Raw genomic sequence first — 14,156 nt, 5'->3', positions numbered from 1 at the left:
AAATTATGTTATTTTGAATCAAAAATAGCACTGAATATTTTATACACAAAATGGACGTGAAAAAGTCGTTGTTTGACAACTTACAAACCTTCTTTGGTTTCGACAACTTTAAAGGCGATCAGGAATCAATTATTACTAATGTTCTTGAACGCAAAAACACCTTCGTGATCATGCCCACTGGGGGAGGAAAATCTATCTGTTATCAATTACCGGCACTGATGACTGAGGGTACTGCTATCGTGATATCACCGCTTATTGCGCTGATGAAAAATCAGGTAGATCAGCTCAGGGCGTTTGGCGGGAGTGACAGCATTGCGCATTTCCTGAATTCTTCTTTGAATAAATCGGAAATTACCCAGGTAAAAAACGATCTTCTGAGTGGACAGACTAAGTTATTATATGTAGCACCGGAATCTCTATCCAAAGCGGATAATATCGAATTCCTGAAGCTCATTACTATATCTTTTGTTGCGGTTGATGAAGCCCATTGTATTTCGGAATGGGGACATGATTTTCGCCCGGAGTACCGGCGGATCAGACAGGTAATCAGCGGCCTCGGCCCTGATATTCCGATTATTGCTTTAACAGCTACGGCTACACCTAAGGTACAGCAGGATATCATAAAAAATCTGCAGATGAGTGACGCGACCTTGTTTAAATCTTCATTTAACAGGCCAAATTTATTTTATGAAATCCGCCCCAAGAGGGACGTACTCAAGGAAATCATCAGGTATATCAAATACAATACAGGTAAATCAGGTATTATATACTGTTTGAGCAGGAAAAAGGTAGAAGAGGTAGCTGAAGCACTGAACCTGAACGGGATCAAAGCCTTGCCCTATCACGCCGGCCTGGAGCCTAAGGTAAGGGCAGAAACGCAAGACAAGTTCCTGATGGAAGATGCTGAGGTCATCGTTGCTACGATTGCCTTTGGTATGGGTATCGATAAACCTGATGTGCGTTTTGTGATCCACCATGATATTCCTAAAAGTATGGAAGGCTACTATCAGGAAACCGGCAGAGCCGGCCGTGATGGCGGGGAAGGTGTATGTATAGCATTTTATGCACAGAAGGATGTAGACAAGCTGGCGAAATTCATGAAGGATAAACCTGTTGCCGAACGTGAGATCGGTACACAGATCCTGAAGGAAGTTATTGATTATGCTGAATCAGGCGTATGCCGCAGAAAACAGATCCTGCACTATTTTGGAGAGAACTTCAATGAAGCTGGCTGTAACTGCATGTGCGATAACTGTAAAAAGCCTAAACAGCTGTTTGAGGCTGAGGAGCACCTGAAAACTTTGCTGCTCATGATCAGAGACATCGGTGAGAAATTCGATGATGCCCATATCCTGAGTATACTGATGGGATCTGAAACTGCACAAACGATTGCTTACGAACACAGTAAACTGCCGGAATTCGGACTGGGAAAAGTAGAAGGTGAAAACCTTTGGAAATCCCTGGTTAGACAGGCCGTTTTGAATAATTTTCTTTCCAAGGATATCGACAATTACGGTTTACTGCGGCTGACCAATTCCGGAACCGATTTTATAGCTAATCCCTATGCACTCAAATTCATTCTGAATGAGCCTATTGACAGTGCTTCTGATGATGATGAGGATGATGTAAAACATGGTAGCGGAACTTTGGATACCCAATTGCTGCAACTGCTGAAAGACCTCCGCAAAAAGATCGCAAAACAGAAAAATGTTCCTCCATTTGTTGTATTCCAGGATCCTTCCCTTGAAGAGATGTGTACGCATTACCCGATTTCAATGGAAGAGCTGAAACAGATTTCCGGTGTTGGAAATGGTAAAGCCCTGAAGTTTGGTACGCCATTCCTGGAACTGATCAAAAAGTATGTAGCCGATAATGATATTGAAAGGCCAATAGACCTGATCATCAAAACTCAGGCTAATAAATCTCAATTGAAGGTGTCCATCATTCAGAATGTGGACAGGCAGATCGGGCTGGAAGACATTGCCAAGTCCAAAGGAATCACATACTTTGAGATCCTGAAGGAAATTGAAGCGATTGTGAACTCCGGCACAAAGCTGAACCTGAACTATTTTGTGGATGAGATTATGGACGATGACCGCCAGGATGAAGTGTTTGATTACTTCCGCTCGGCAGAAAATGACTCTATAGATGAGGCACTCAAAGATTTGGGAGAAACGGATTATACCCGTGAAGAGATACAATTAATGCGTATAAAGTTCATGTCTGAACTTGGAAACTAAAGGTAAGAATGATCAATTTCGAACTAGATAAATTAAAATATTCCACATCCGGAAATTTCTTTTTAATGGCTGGCCCCTGTGCAATTGAAGGCGAAGAAATTGCGCTGAGAATAGCCGAGAAACTCGTGACCATTACTGATAAACTTGAGATTCCTTTTATCTTTAAGGGTTCTTACAGAAAAGCAAACCGCTCTAAAGGGGATAGCTTTACTGGTATTGGTGACGAGAAAGCTTTAAAAATTCTTGAAAAAGTAGGGCAGACCTTTGGTGTGCCTACAGTAACAGATATTCACGAAAGTGACGAAGCCGCTATGGCGGCTGCCTATGTTGACGTGTTGCAGATCCCGGCATTCTTGTGCCGCCAGACCGATCTGCTGATTGCTGCTGCAAAAACAGGTAAGGTGGTCAATGTAAAAAAAGGACAGTTTCTTTCTGCCGGTTCCATGAAGTTTGCTGTAGAAAAAATCCATGATTCAGGGAACAACAGGGTAATCCTTACCGACAGGGGAAATACTTTTGGTTACCAGGACCTCATAGTAGACTACCGGGGATTGCCCGAAATGCAGGGCTTTGGCGTACCGGTTGTAATGGATGTAACTCATTCACTGCAGCAGCCCAATCAAAGTTCGGGTGTTACTGGTGGTAAACCTCAACTGATCGAAACTATCGCGAAAGCAGCAATTGCTGTAGGGGCAGATGGTTTGTTTATAGAAACACACCCGGATCCTGCAAATGCGAAGTCTGATGGCGCGAATATGCTGCAGATTGACTTGCTGGAAGATTTAATGGTAAAGCTGATCCGGATCAGACATGCAGTTCTTTAAGAGCAGCCTCCTTATCAGTTCATATTCAACGGCAGCGCCTCCTTCTAAATCTTACTGATCAGGAAGGAGGTTCTGCGGTTTTTCTGACGGCCCTCTGCTGTCTCATTCTTCGCTACAGGGACAGTAGCACCAAATCCTTTGAAGCTTAACCGCCCGGCATCTATCTTGTTATCTATCAGGTAATCATATACCGCTTTTGCACGTTGTACTGATAGTTTCTGGTTGTCTGCGGGATTGCCAATATTATCTGTATGTCCCTGAATTTCTATACTGATTGTTTTATTGGTCTGCAGCAGCTCCATCAGGCTCGTTAGTTCAGTCACCGAGGCCGTCAGCAGCTCATATTTATTGGTGTCAAAAAAGATGTTTTTCAGGATGACGTTACCTCCCGGTTTGAGTTTCTCCAGGTAAATTTCCAGCACATAGGGACGACCTGCCGCCGTAGTGGTCAGCTCAAAGTTATCTGAGTAGAAAAGATATCCATCAGCTATAGCATTAAAAGCATAGGTACTGCCTAAAGGCATCACAGCAAGAAACTCTCCGTTATCTTTGGACGTGAAATCATTGAACTTTGTTTCCCTGGTTTTCAGGTTTACAACCTGTACCCTGGCCTCAAGGAAGTTCTTAGTTTCTTTATCCCTGACAATGCCTTTCACATAGGTGATTGGCATTGGTTTGGCCGCCGCCGGCAGGTCAAAGCTGTAAATGTCCATGTCCCCGAATCCATCTTTCAGAATGGAAGAGAACATGCCTTTGCTGCCATCTGGTGTAACCATCAAGCCCGTTTCTTCGCTGAAGGTATTGATAGGATAGCCAATATTTACTGGTTTTCCCCAGCTGCCATTGTCCTGTGCCCGGGAATAATAGATATCCATGTTACCCAATCCCGGCCATCCATTGGAAGAGAAATACAGTGTTTTTCCGTCAGGATGAATAAAGGGGGTGGTTTCATCAAAAGGTGTATTGATATCGGGGCCAAGGTTTACAGGTTTGCTCCATTCACCTTCGGCATTCAACATGGTTTCCCAGATATCGTATCCGCCCAGGCCTCCGGGGCGGTTGCTTACAAAATACAGTGTACTGCCATCAGGACTTACCGCAGGCTGCGAATCCCAGGACGCTGAATTCACGGCTGCGCCCAGATTGAAAGGTTTATCCCAGTCTTTACCGTTTTTATGGCTTACATACAGATCACAACTGCCGAAACCGTCGGCGCGGTTACAGCCTGTAAAAAACAGATACATCCCATCTGGTGAAATTGACTGGGCCCCTTCATTCTGGGCTGTATTGATATTGCCGCTCAGCGGGGCAGCGGCTGACCATTTTTTATCTGGTGTCTGATGGGACACATAGAAATCTTCATTCCCGTTGACGGTGCGGCTGAATATCAGGCTGGATCCGTCTGCCGTCAGCGCAGGAAAATACTCCCTGTCTGTCGTGTTGATTGAACTTCCGAGGTTCAGCGGCTGATATTTCTGAGGATTTTTAATGGCTTCTGCAGCGAATGCGCAGTCCCCTATAAACTTATTGGTTTTCATCAGCAAGTCAGCATCCTTTCCTTTGTAATTTTCTTTGAAAGTTTTGAAATGATTTCCTGCATTGAGGTAGTCGCCACTTTTCAGTTCCACGTCAGCCAGTGAATAATATACCCGTGCATCAGTATTAATTCCGGATATGGCAATCGCCTTCTGATAGCTTGATTTTGCTTTTTCAAAATCTCTTTTCAGTCTGTACACATCACCAAGCTGTACAAATGCCAGCTGGAATGCAGGATCAGCTGCTGATGACTCCTGCAGCGACTGGATAGCTGCATCATAATCCCTGTTCTGCAGGGATTTCTGGGCATATTCAAAATGCTGCTGAGCTTTCCTTACAACAGATTCCTGTGCATGGAGGGTTGAGGCTGATGCGAGAATTATACACCAGATTGTCAGGACTATAACTGATGATTTTAGGCTACCGGGAATGCGCTCAGGTATATACATGGTTCTTGTTAAGATCGATCTAAAAGCTAAACTTAACAAAAAAGAATGATATCCTGATACTAAGGAATATTCAGGTACTTATGCGTTTGCAGTGAAATTTCCCATTTGGGGTTCGCCATTACATAGTCGATAATCAGCGGAGTCATTTCCCGGGACTTTGACCACTCAGGCTGCAAATACAATTTGCAGGTAGGGGAAACAGTTTCGGCATATTTTTCTGCCCATTCAAAGTCACTTTTGTTAAATACAATAACTTTCAGTTCGTTAGCAAAGCGGGTAACTTCCGGGCGCGGTGCTTTAAACTTCTTTGGCGACAGACAGATCCAGTCCCAGTCGCCCGATAAAGGATACGCTCCTGAAGTTTCGATGAAAGTAAGAATATTCCTTTCATGCAGTTTCTTGGTCAGGTAATCCATATTGTAAATCAATGGCTCACCACCAGTGATTACCACTGCTTTACCAGGAAAAGTATCAGCTTTTGCAGCAATATCATCAGCAGCAGTCAGGGGATGTAGTTCAGCATCCCAGCTTTCCTTCACGTCGCACCAGTGACAGCCTACATCACAGCCCCCAAGGCGAATAAAGTAGGCAGCTTTGCCTGTATTGAAACCTTCACCCTGTATAGTGTAAAACTCTTCCATTAAAGGAAGCAATGTGCCGTCTGCTGGAATATTGTGTGCCATATTAATTTTGCGAAGTTAAATAAAATATGAACGGGAAAAGTTAATATCTGTATATTGGAACTGTAAATGACTAATCTGTGAATAAAACCAGGATGTATGGCAAATTTACGCTGGTATAAGATAGAAGAAGAAATTCCGGTTGGGGATTTTATCCGGCAGGTTGTTGTTGCGGGTAAAAAGTTGTGTCTCCTCAGGACTGAAGGCAAGATTTACCTGATACAAAATACCTGTCCGCATGCCGGCGGGATATTGAGCGGGGGATGGTGCAGCAGCGGATCAATCATTTGCCCAATCCACCGGTACGCCTACAATCTCGAAAACGGCAGGGGAGCAGAAGGCCAGGGAGATTACATTGATGTATATCCGCTGCGCCTAGAGGATGATGGCCTTTATGCAGGATTCCATCAAAGCCTCTTCAGCAGATTTTTTCGGAAGTAGAATTATTTGTAGATCTCTTTTTTAGCAGATGCCAAAGTATTTTTTAACAAACCAACGATCGTCATCAGACCAACGCCGCCCGGAACAGGAGTAATCCATGAAGCCAAAGGTGCAACATTGTCAAAATCCACATCGCCATACAGTTTGTAACCGGATTTTGTTGTTTCAGAAGTTTCCCTGTTGATCCCTACATCAATAATGATAGCACCCGGTTTTACCATATCTGCCGTTACAAAGTTCTTTTTGCCGATTGCAGCTACAACGATATCCCCCTGCAGAACCATTTCTTTCAGATTTGCTGTTCTGCTGTGAGTAAGCGTTACTGTACAGTTTCCCGGGTTAGCGTTACGGGCCATCAGGATACTCATCGGGCTTCCAACTATATTACTGCGGCCAACAACTACGCAGTGTTTACCTGTCGTGTCTATTCCATAAGCCTGCAGCATAAGTAATATACCATAAGGTGTTGCAGGAATAAAACATGGCAGGTTACGCATCATACGGCCAAGATTTACGGGGTGAAAACCATCAACATCCTTGCGGTAATCTATGGCTTCAGTGATCTTTTCCGGATCTATATGTTTTGGAAGCGGAAGCTGAACGATCATTCCATCCACACCAGCGTCAGCATTGATTTCCAAAACCTTTTGAATCAACTCTTCTTCGGTAACAGTGTTATCATATCTAACCAGTGATGATTCAAATCCTACTTTTTCGCAGTTTTTCATTTTGCTGGCCACATAGGTTTCACTTCCACCATCATTACCCACTAAAATTGCCAGCAGGTGTGGTTTTCTGCCAGTTTGCTGATAAAATTCAGCGGCTTCGGCAGCTATTTCTAATTTAATCTTTTCTGATGCGAATTTTCCGTCCAGTAACTGCATATCAAATGCTATAATTTATTGCTATCGATTAATCTAATTTCAGTACCGCCATAAATGCCGTCTGCGGAATTTCCACATTACCTACCTGGCGCATACGTTTTTTACCTTTTTTCTGTTTTTCCAGCAGTTTACGCTTACGGGAAATATCACCACCATAACATTTGGCCGTAACATCCTTACGCAATGCTTTAACGGTTTCCCTGGCGATGATCTTCGCACCGATAGAAGCCTGGATGATGATTTCAAACTGCTGACGCGGAATCAGTTCCCTCAGTTTCTCGCAGATTTTCTTTCCGAAATCATAAGAATTACTACGATGGATCAGCGATGATAAAGCATCTACAGGTTCTGCATTCAGCAGGATATCCAGTCTTACCAGGTCAGATTTACGGTAACCGATCTGGTGGTAATCGAAAGATGCATAACCTTTGGAGATCGTTTTCAGGCGGTCATAGAAGTCGAACACAATCTCTCCCATAGGGATCTCAAACACAAGTTCCACACGGTCTGACGTTAAGTAGGACTGGTTTACAATGGTTCCTCTCTTCTGGATACACAATGACATGACCGGACCTACGAACTCTGACTTAGTAATGATGTTGGCTTTGATGTAAGGCTCCTCCACATATTCCATCTTACTTGGATCAGGAAGATCAGAAGGGTTATTTACGACAATTAACTCGCCTTTCGTGGTCATGGCCTGATAGGATACGTTTGGCACCGTAGTGATCACCGTCATATCAAATTCACGCTCCAGTCGTTCCTGGATAATCTCCATGTGCAGCATCCCAAGGAAACCGCAACGGAAACCAAAGCCTAAAGCTGCAGACGATTCAGGTTCGAAAACAATCGAGGCATCGTTCAGCTGCAGCTTGTGCATCGCTTCTCTCAGTTCCTCAAATTCATCGGTGTCTACAGGATAGATACCGGCGAAAACCATTGGCTTTACCTCTTCAAAACCTTTGATAGGCTCTAAGCTCGGGCGGTCTTTATGCGTAATAGTATCTCCAACTTTTACTTCCCTGGCTTCTTTGATACCAGAGATAATATAACCAACATCGCCCGTTTTGATAACATCCTTAGGAGATTGTTTTAATTTTAATGTACCCACTTCTTCAGCAATATATTCCTTGCCTGTCGCTACAAATTTAACTTTATCTTTTTTGCGGATTTCTCCATTCAGTACTTTGAAATAAGCCACGATACCGCGGAAAGAATCGAAGACAGAGTCAAAGATCAGCGCCTGCAGTTCACCATCAGGATTACCAACCGGTTCAGGAACGCGTTCTACAATAGCACGGAGGATATCATATACACCCAATCCTGTTTTTCCTGATGCCGGGATAATATCTTCTCTTTTGCATCCGATCAGTTCAATGATCTGGTCTTTCACTTCTTCAGGCATTGCACCGGGAAGATCCATTTTATTCAGGATCGGGATAATCTCCAGATCATGCTCTAAAGCCAGATAAAGGTTGGAAATTGTTTGTGCCTGGATTCCCTGTGAAGCATCTACGATCAGCAATGCACCTTCACAGGCAGCAATGGAACGCGAAACTTCGTACGAGAAATCCACGTGTCCCGGAGTATCGATCAGGTTTAAAACATAAGGCTGTCCATCCTGGATATAATCCATCTGGATAGCGTGACTTTTAATGGTAATACCCCTTTCACGCTCCAGGTCCATATCATCCAGCAGCTGAGCCTGAGACTCGCGCTGGGTAATAGTATTCGTATATTCTAACAGACGGTCGGCCAAAGTGCTCTTCCCGTGGTCAATATGTGCAATTATGCAAAAATTACGTATGTGCTTCATCAGTGCCGCAAATATAGAATATTCGCTTGATTATTCCGCACTGTTTGCCAGTTCCAGTAATTTTTTGACCAATCCGGCATCCGTCAGGGTGGTGCTGTACTCATCTGTATCAGCGCCCATGTTCAGTTCTTCATTCCTGTAAGTCATTTCACTGCTGACAGGAAGCCTGGCCGAAGCATGAAATTCTTTCGCACCTGTCAAAGCTATAATTTCGGCGATATTCCTGAGATTTACTCCTGCACCTGGCATAATACTGATACGGCCATCTGCCTTTGCTATCAGTTTTGAAAGTACAGCAGCGCCTTCCAGTGCAGAGGATTTTCCGCCCGAAGTCAGTATTCGTACTGCACCCAGCGAAATGATATCTTCAAGGGCTTCTTCCAGGTCAGCAGTCATATCAAAAGCACGGTGAAAAGTTACCTTCATTGGATGAGCCAGTTCAAACAATTCTGCACAGCGGGTGAGATCAACTTTGCCTTCTCTGCTGAGTATGCCGGTACTGATGCCCTCACAGTTGAGCGACTTGCACATCCTGACATCTTCTTTCATCAGTTCAAACTCAAGGGCGGAGTAGAGAAAATCACCGCCACGCGGCCTGATTATAGGGAAGACCTCTATATCCAGCATCTTTTTGGCCATTACAATTTCCGAATAACTTGGCGTTGTGCCACCTTCAGTAAGGCTGGCACACAGTTCTACACGTTTTGCACCACCCAGCTGCGCTTCAATAGCAGAGGTTACAGAGTTGGCGCAGACTTCCATTTCGATCATAAAACTGATTTTAGTAATAACTTTTTCCGGGGATAAGTAAACTCTGGTTTTCTTCATTACAAACAGCATAGCTGAAGCCTTTCTGAATTGCGTATGCTCCGTACTGTCCTTTTTTGTTCAGGGCCAGGAAACCTACCTGGATCTCTTTTGCTTTTGCCGGTTTCTTTTTGATGATCCGCATTACTGCTTCCTTACAGGCTTCTTCAGGCGGATAACCCTGGCGCATCAGTTCCACAACCAGAAAACTGCCTACATTACGGATTACTTCTTCACCGACACCGGTTGAAGTAGCCCCTCCGATTTCATTGTCAATATAGAGACCTGCACCGATAATCGGGCTGTCACCTACACGGCCATGTAGCTTATAAGCCATCCCACTGGTTGTGCATGCACCGGAAAGATTACCATTTGCATCCAGGGCCAGCATACCAATGGTATCGTGGTTATACTGATTGCCCGGCAGGCGGGTAGGAGAAGCCTTATCGTACAATTTGTTTTCTATATTCATTACCGGCGCATACTTGGCCGTTTTTAACCATTCTTTCCAGGCTTTTTCACTTTCCGGCGTGAGCAGATTGATTTTTTTAAAGCCGTTCTCCAGCGCAAACTGCAGCGCACCGTCACCCACAAGCATTACGTGCGGAGTTTTCTCCATCACCATCCTGGCAACAGATATTGCGTGTTCGATATGCTCAAGACCTGCTACGGAACCACAGTTTCCTTCTTCGTCCATGATACAGGCGTCCAGAGTCACCTTTCCGTCACGGTCTGGCAAACCGCCGAGTCCAACCGACTGATTTTTAACGTCTGATTCTGGCACCTGCACGCCTTTTTCAACGGCATCAAGGGCACGGCCACCACCTGAAAGCACTTTCCATGCCGCCTGGTTTGCCGCAATACCAAAATCCCATGTAGAGATAACCAGAGGTTTTGTTGCAGCGGTATGCAGGGGAGCAGGAATGATATTCGCTATGCCACTTTTACCAATGGCGAGCAAGGATGCAGATAGAGCAGATGATTTGATAAATTTTCTTCGGTCGAACATAAAAGGTTTTGTTGTATAATAAGGTTTTGTAACTAATTCAGGGTAAAATCATCTGCATCTTTCAGAAAAGGAAAACCCTGTCTGATCTTTACCATCTCTTCGTAGTTGATGCTAAAGGTATAAAGATCTTCATCTTCCGGTTTATAATAAACAGTATTGCCATAGGCGTCAATACACATGGAATGACCGCTGTGGTATACTTCGTTGCCATCATGGCCAACACGGTTTACAGCAACAACGTAACTCTGATTTTCTATAGCTCTTGCAGGAATCAGGGTTTTCCAGTGTGAAATGCGTTTGTCGGGCCAGCTCGCGATAATCAGCAGGATATCATAAGCGGTATCATGGTTACGCAGATATACAGGGAAACGCAGGTCATAGCAGATCGCCAGCCTGATCTTCCAGCCTTTCAGTTCTACGATTACCTCATCTTTTCCTGCCGTATAGGTTTGATCTTCCTGGCCCATCCCAAAGAGATGCCTTTTATCATAATGCTGGTATTCTCCCGAGGGCAGCATCCAGATCATGCGGTTATAAAAATGCCCGTTTTCTTTGATGATCAGACTGCCTGTTACAACACATTCATATCTTGTGGCCGCCTGTGCCATCCAGGTCATAGTTTTACCATCCATCTCTTCGGCCAGCTCGGCAGCATTCATACTGAAACCCGTATTGAACATTTCAGGAAGTACAATCAGGTCTGTTTTTTCCTTTACGCCCATCGATAAACGCAGGGAAATATTCTGCAGGTTCTTGTCAACATTCTCCCAAAATAAATAAGCCTGAAAAATGGTAATTTTGAGATTATTGATGTTGAGATAACTTGGACTTTCCATATAGTATATAGGTAAGGGACGTGTAAAATTATACTTTCATTAATCTTTCAACGGATTTTTCTAATGTATCTTGCTTCTTCGCAAAACAAAAACGGAGCACACGGTGGTCCGTATTTCTCATATAAAATGCTGAAACCGGTATAGATGCGACGCCAAAGTCAGTGATAAGGCGCATAGCAATTGCGGTATCTGCCTCCTCACTGAAATGATCATACGTCACACATTGGAAATACGAACCTTTACAAGGTAATAATTTAAATCTGGTCTCCGCGAGCAGGTTGCGAAACAGGTCGCGTTTTTGCTGGAAAAAATCAGCTAGGCCTAAATAAACTGAGGGATCCTGCAGATAATTGGCAATGCCCACCTGCATTGGTGTGTTTACACTAAATACATTAAACTGGTGTATCTTTCTGAATTCTTTCATCAGGTTTTCCGGAGCCAGGCAATATCCCGTTTTCCAACCTGTTGCATGCAGCAGTTTTCCAAAAGATGCTGCTATAAACGTTCGTTCTTTCAGTTCGGGGTACATGGCCAGTGAACGGTGCTTTTCTCCGTCAAATACCAGGTGTTCATATACTTCATCACTCAGGATCAGGACGTCATTGTTTTTAACCAGTTTGATCAGTGCCCTGATATCCTCATCGCTGAGGGTTGTTCCTGTTGGGTTATGCGGGCTGTTCAGGATCAGCATTTTGGTGCTCGAGGTGAAGAGTTTTTTCACCATTTCCCAATCGATCCTGTAATCCGGCGGAGCCATTTCATAGGATTTTACAAGACCGCCCAGTGATTTGATGATTGGTGCGTAAGCATCATAGGCAGGTTCAAAGATAATCACTTCATCACCAGGCTGGATACAGGCTGTTAAGGCAGTGAATATTGCCTGTGTACCACCTGCAGTAATGGTCACTTCGGTTTCAGGATGATAATCCGAACCATATTGCAGATTTATTTTATCTGTCACAAGCGTTCTCAAAGAGGAAATACCTGTCATCGGAGCATATTGATTGTGCCCGCTTTTCATGGCATCGGCAACCAGACTGATCAATTTGGGATCGCAGTCATAATCGGGAAAGCCCTGGGAAAGGTTAATGGCATTGTGTTCTGCCGCTAACTGGGACATCACAGAAAAAATACTGCTGGATGTGCCCGGAAGTTTCGAAGAAGTAGCTATCATGTAAATACGAAATTATAAAAAATCGTACCGGATATTACGATTTATTTAATAATTTCATGGACTATGACTTTTAAAACAAAAGAGAGCAGGCTGCTGCTCATATTGGCAACCTTTTTTGTGGCCAATGCCATTCTTTCTGAATTCATTGGTGTAAAGATCTTTAGTGTGGAAGGTACGCTTGGTATCAAACATTTTGACATCAATTTACTGGGAGTGCCCAATTTATCATTCAATATGTCGGCCGGTGTCTTAACCTGGCCAATTATCTTTATCATGACTGATATTATTAATGAATACTTTGGGGTAAAACAAGTTCGTTTCCTTTCTGTCCTTACTTCGATACTTATTGCTTTTGCTTTCCTCGTGATCTGGGGCGCAATGGGGCTTACGGCATCCGATTTCTGGGTTCACCAGAATATCAATGGCGCAGACCTGAATATGAACAATGCTTTTGCCGGCATTTTCGGACAGGGCATGTGGATCATTGTGGGTTCTATAGTTGCCTTTCTGGTGGGACAGATTGCCGATGTGGTGATTTTTCACCGCATTAAGAGAATAACAGGGGAAAGGGCATTATGGCTCAGGTCTACCGGCTCAACACTGGTCTCACAACTCATCGATAGTTTTGTGGTCATCTTTATCGCCTTTTATCTCAATCCGCAGTATCACTGGAGCTGGCAGATGGTTGCTGCCATTGGCCTGGTCAATTATACCTATAAATTTCTGGTGGCTATTCTCATGACACCGGTACTTTATGTAGTCCATGCAATCATTGACAGCTATCTTGGAAAAGATTTATCGGGCAGGCTGGTTAAAATGGCGGGTAGGAATTGATAATTTTTAAAACATTGGGATCAGGTGATTTGTTATCAAAACATTAAATCCTGAGCCTTATGAAAAGCCTGACTTTTTGTTTCGACCACCCGGTAGCAGTAAAAGTATTTTTCAGCTGCATATCTGATCCGGGTCTTAAGCATGACATTCAGTTCCTGCGCAGTACCGAAGATGGTTCATTAGTAATCCCTGTCACGGATATGGCCGGCGGATCATGGAAAGTGATGCTGGAGTGGACTTATGAAGGCAGAGACTTCTGTATGGAAAGAACTTTCGATGTAGTCCCGGGTGCAATTCTGAGTTAACAGCACAGCCTGGAACCGCCCGGTTGTAGAAAAACCATAAAATAAACTAATTTTTTACTGATTCCTTACAATACATAGTAAATAAGAGGTCCGTTTTTTGTACCTTTGAGGAAAACTTTTAGACATTAATGAAGATATTTATTACAGGCCTTCCTTTAGAAGTAGGGGAAGATGAATTAACAGCCGTGTTCGGCGATTTCGGTCAGGTAAAATCACTTAGAATTATCAAAGATCGTGAAACTGGTCAGAGTCGTGGTTTTGGTTTCGTAGAGATGCCAGTAGACGAAGAGGCTAAGGAAGCGATCAAGAGAATGAACGGTG

Annotated in this window: 14 protein-coding genes; 6 read left to right on the top strand and 8 right to left on the bottom strand. The window is 43.9% G+C overall.

Annotation, left to right across the window (positions count from 1 at the left end; translation table 11 throughout):
* Window positions 1-50: 50 nt before the first annotated feature.
* Window positions 51-2,240, top strand: coding sequence for a DNA helicase RecQ (gene recQ, locus ABWY16_RS04090; protein WP_353903376.1), 2,190 nt, complete (start codon window positions 51-53; stop codon window positions 2,238-2,240).
* Window positions 2,241-2,248: 8 nt separating this feature from the next.
* Complete coding sequence (gene kdsA / locus ABWY16_RS04085) at window positions 2,249-3,064, top strand: 3-deoxy-8-phosphooctulonate synthase (protein ID WP_353903375.1); 816 nt, start codon at window positions 2,249-2,251, stop codon at window positions 3,062-3,064.
* 44 nt (window positions 3,065-3,108) lie between these two features.
* Here the strand turns inward: kdsA and ABWY16_RS04080 are convergent, their stop codons facing one another.
* Both ABWY16_RS04080 and ABWY16_RS04075 read right to left on the bottom strand, forming a co-directional pair.
* Window positions 3,109-5,049 carry an OmpA family protein gene (locus ABWY16_RS04080; protein WP_353903374.1) on the bottom strand — a complete coding sequence of 647 codons (1,941 nt, stop codon included), beginning with the start codon at window positions 5,047-5,049 and terminating at the stop codon, window positions 3,109-3,111.
* A gap of 59 nt (window positions 5,050-5,108) precedes the next feature.
* Window positions 5,109-5,732, bottom strand: coding sequence for a 7-carboxy-7-deazaguanine synthase QueE (locus ABWY16_RS04075; protein ID WP_353903373.1), 624 nt, complete (start codon window positions 5,730-5,732; stop codon window positions 5,109-5,111).
* 96 nt (window positions 5,733-5,828) lie between these two features.
* Between ABWY16_RS04075 and ABWY16_RS04070 the strand changes: the two genes are divergently transcribed.
* Window positions 5,829-6,170, top strand: a complete 342-nt coding sequence (locus ABWY16_RS04070; protein ID WP_353903372.1) for a Rieske (2Fe-2S) protein — start codon at window positions 5,829-5,831, stop codon at window positions 6,168-6,170.
* Between the two features lie 2 nt (window positions 6,171-6,172).
* Here the strand turns inward: ABWY16_RS04070 and ABWY16_RS04065 are convergent, their stop codons facing one another.
* From ABWY16_RS04065 to ABWY16_RS04040, 6 genes are read right to left on the bottom strand one after another with little or no spacing between them, the layout of a single operon-like run.
* Window positions 6,173-7,054 carry a bifunctional 5,10-methylenetetrahydrofolate dehydrogenase/5,10-methenyltetrahydrofolate cyclohydrolase gene (locus ABWY16_RS04065; protein ID WP_353903371.1) on the bottom strand — a complete coding sequence of 294 codons (882 nt, stop codon included), beginning with the start codon at window positions 7,052-7,054 and terminating at the stop codon, window positions 6,173-6,175.
* 28 nt (window positions 7,055-7,082) lie between these two features.
* The gene (gene lepA, locus ABWY16_RS04060) at window positions 7,083-8,870 is read right to left on the bottom strand and encodes a translation elongation factor 4 (protein WP_353903370.1); all 1,788 of its coding nucleotides are present in this window, start codon (window positions 8,868-8,870) and stop codon (window positions 7,083-7,085) included.
* A gap of 30 nt (window positions 8,871-8,900) precedes the next feature.
* A complete protein-coding gene (locus ABWY16_RS04055; RefSeq protein WP_353903369.1) occupies window positions 8,901-9,641 on the bottom strand; it encodes a copper homeostasis protein CutC in 741 nt (246 codons plus the stop codon).
* 10 nt (window positions 9,642-9,651) lie between these two features.
* A complete protein-coding gene (locus ABWY16_RS04050; RefSeq protein ID WP_353903368.1) occupies window positions 9,652-10,686 on the bottom strand; it encodes a glycosylasparaginase in 1,035 nt (344 codons plus the stop codon).
* Window positions 10,687-10,718: 32 nt separating this feature from the next.
* On the bottom strand, window positions 10,719-11,522 hold the full coding sequence (locus ABWY16_RS04045; RefSeq protein WP_353903367.1) for a nitrilase family protein: 804 nt from the start codon (window positions 11,520-11,522) through the stop codon (window positions 10,719-10,721).
* Between the two features lie 28 nt (window positions 11,523-11,550).
* On the bottom strand, window positions 11,551-12,696 hold the full coding sequence (locus ABWY16_RS04040; RefSeq protein WP_353903366.1) for a methionine aminotransferase: 1,146 nt from the start codon (window positions 12,694-12,696) through the stop codon (window positions 11,551-11,553).
* A 63-nt stretch (window positions 12,697-12,759) separates the two neighbouring features.
* On the opposite strand from ABWY16_RS04040, the gene ABWY16_RS04035 reads away from it, so the two are divergent.
* From ABWY16_RS04035 to ABWY16_RS04025, 3 genes are all read left to right on the top strand, one after another.
* The gene (locus ABWY16_RS04035; protein ID WP_353903365.1) at window positions 12,760-13,530 is read left to right on the top strand and encodes a queuosine precursor transporter; all 771 of its coding nucleotides are present in this window, start codon (window positions 12,760-12,762) and stop codon (window positions 13,528-13,530) included.
* A gap of 59 nt (window positions 13,531-13,589) precedes the next feature.
* A complete protein-coding gene (locus tag ABWY16_RS04030) occupies window positions 13,590-13,835 on the top strand; it encodes a hypothetical protein (protein ID WP_353903364.1) in 246 nt (81 codons plus the stop codon).
* A 128-nt stretch (window positions 13,836-13,963) separates the two neighbouring features.
* Window positions 13,964-14,156: RNA recognition motif domain-containing protein (locus tag ABWY16_RS04025; RefSeq protein WP_502930983.1), on the top strand; the 193-nt coding region annotated here is incomplete at its 3' end.

The sequence above is a fragment of the Pedobacter sp. genome, assembly GCF_040513095.1.
Classification (GTDB): Bacteria; Bacteroidota; Bacteroidia; order Sphingobacteriales; family Sphingobacteriaceae; genus Pedobacter.
The sequence above is the reverse complement of the archived record's forward strand: the minus strand, read 5'-3'. Positions and strand labels throughout refer to the sequence as shown.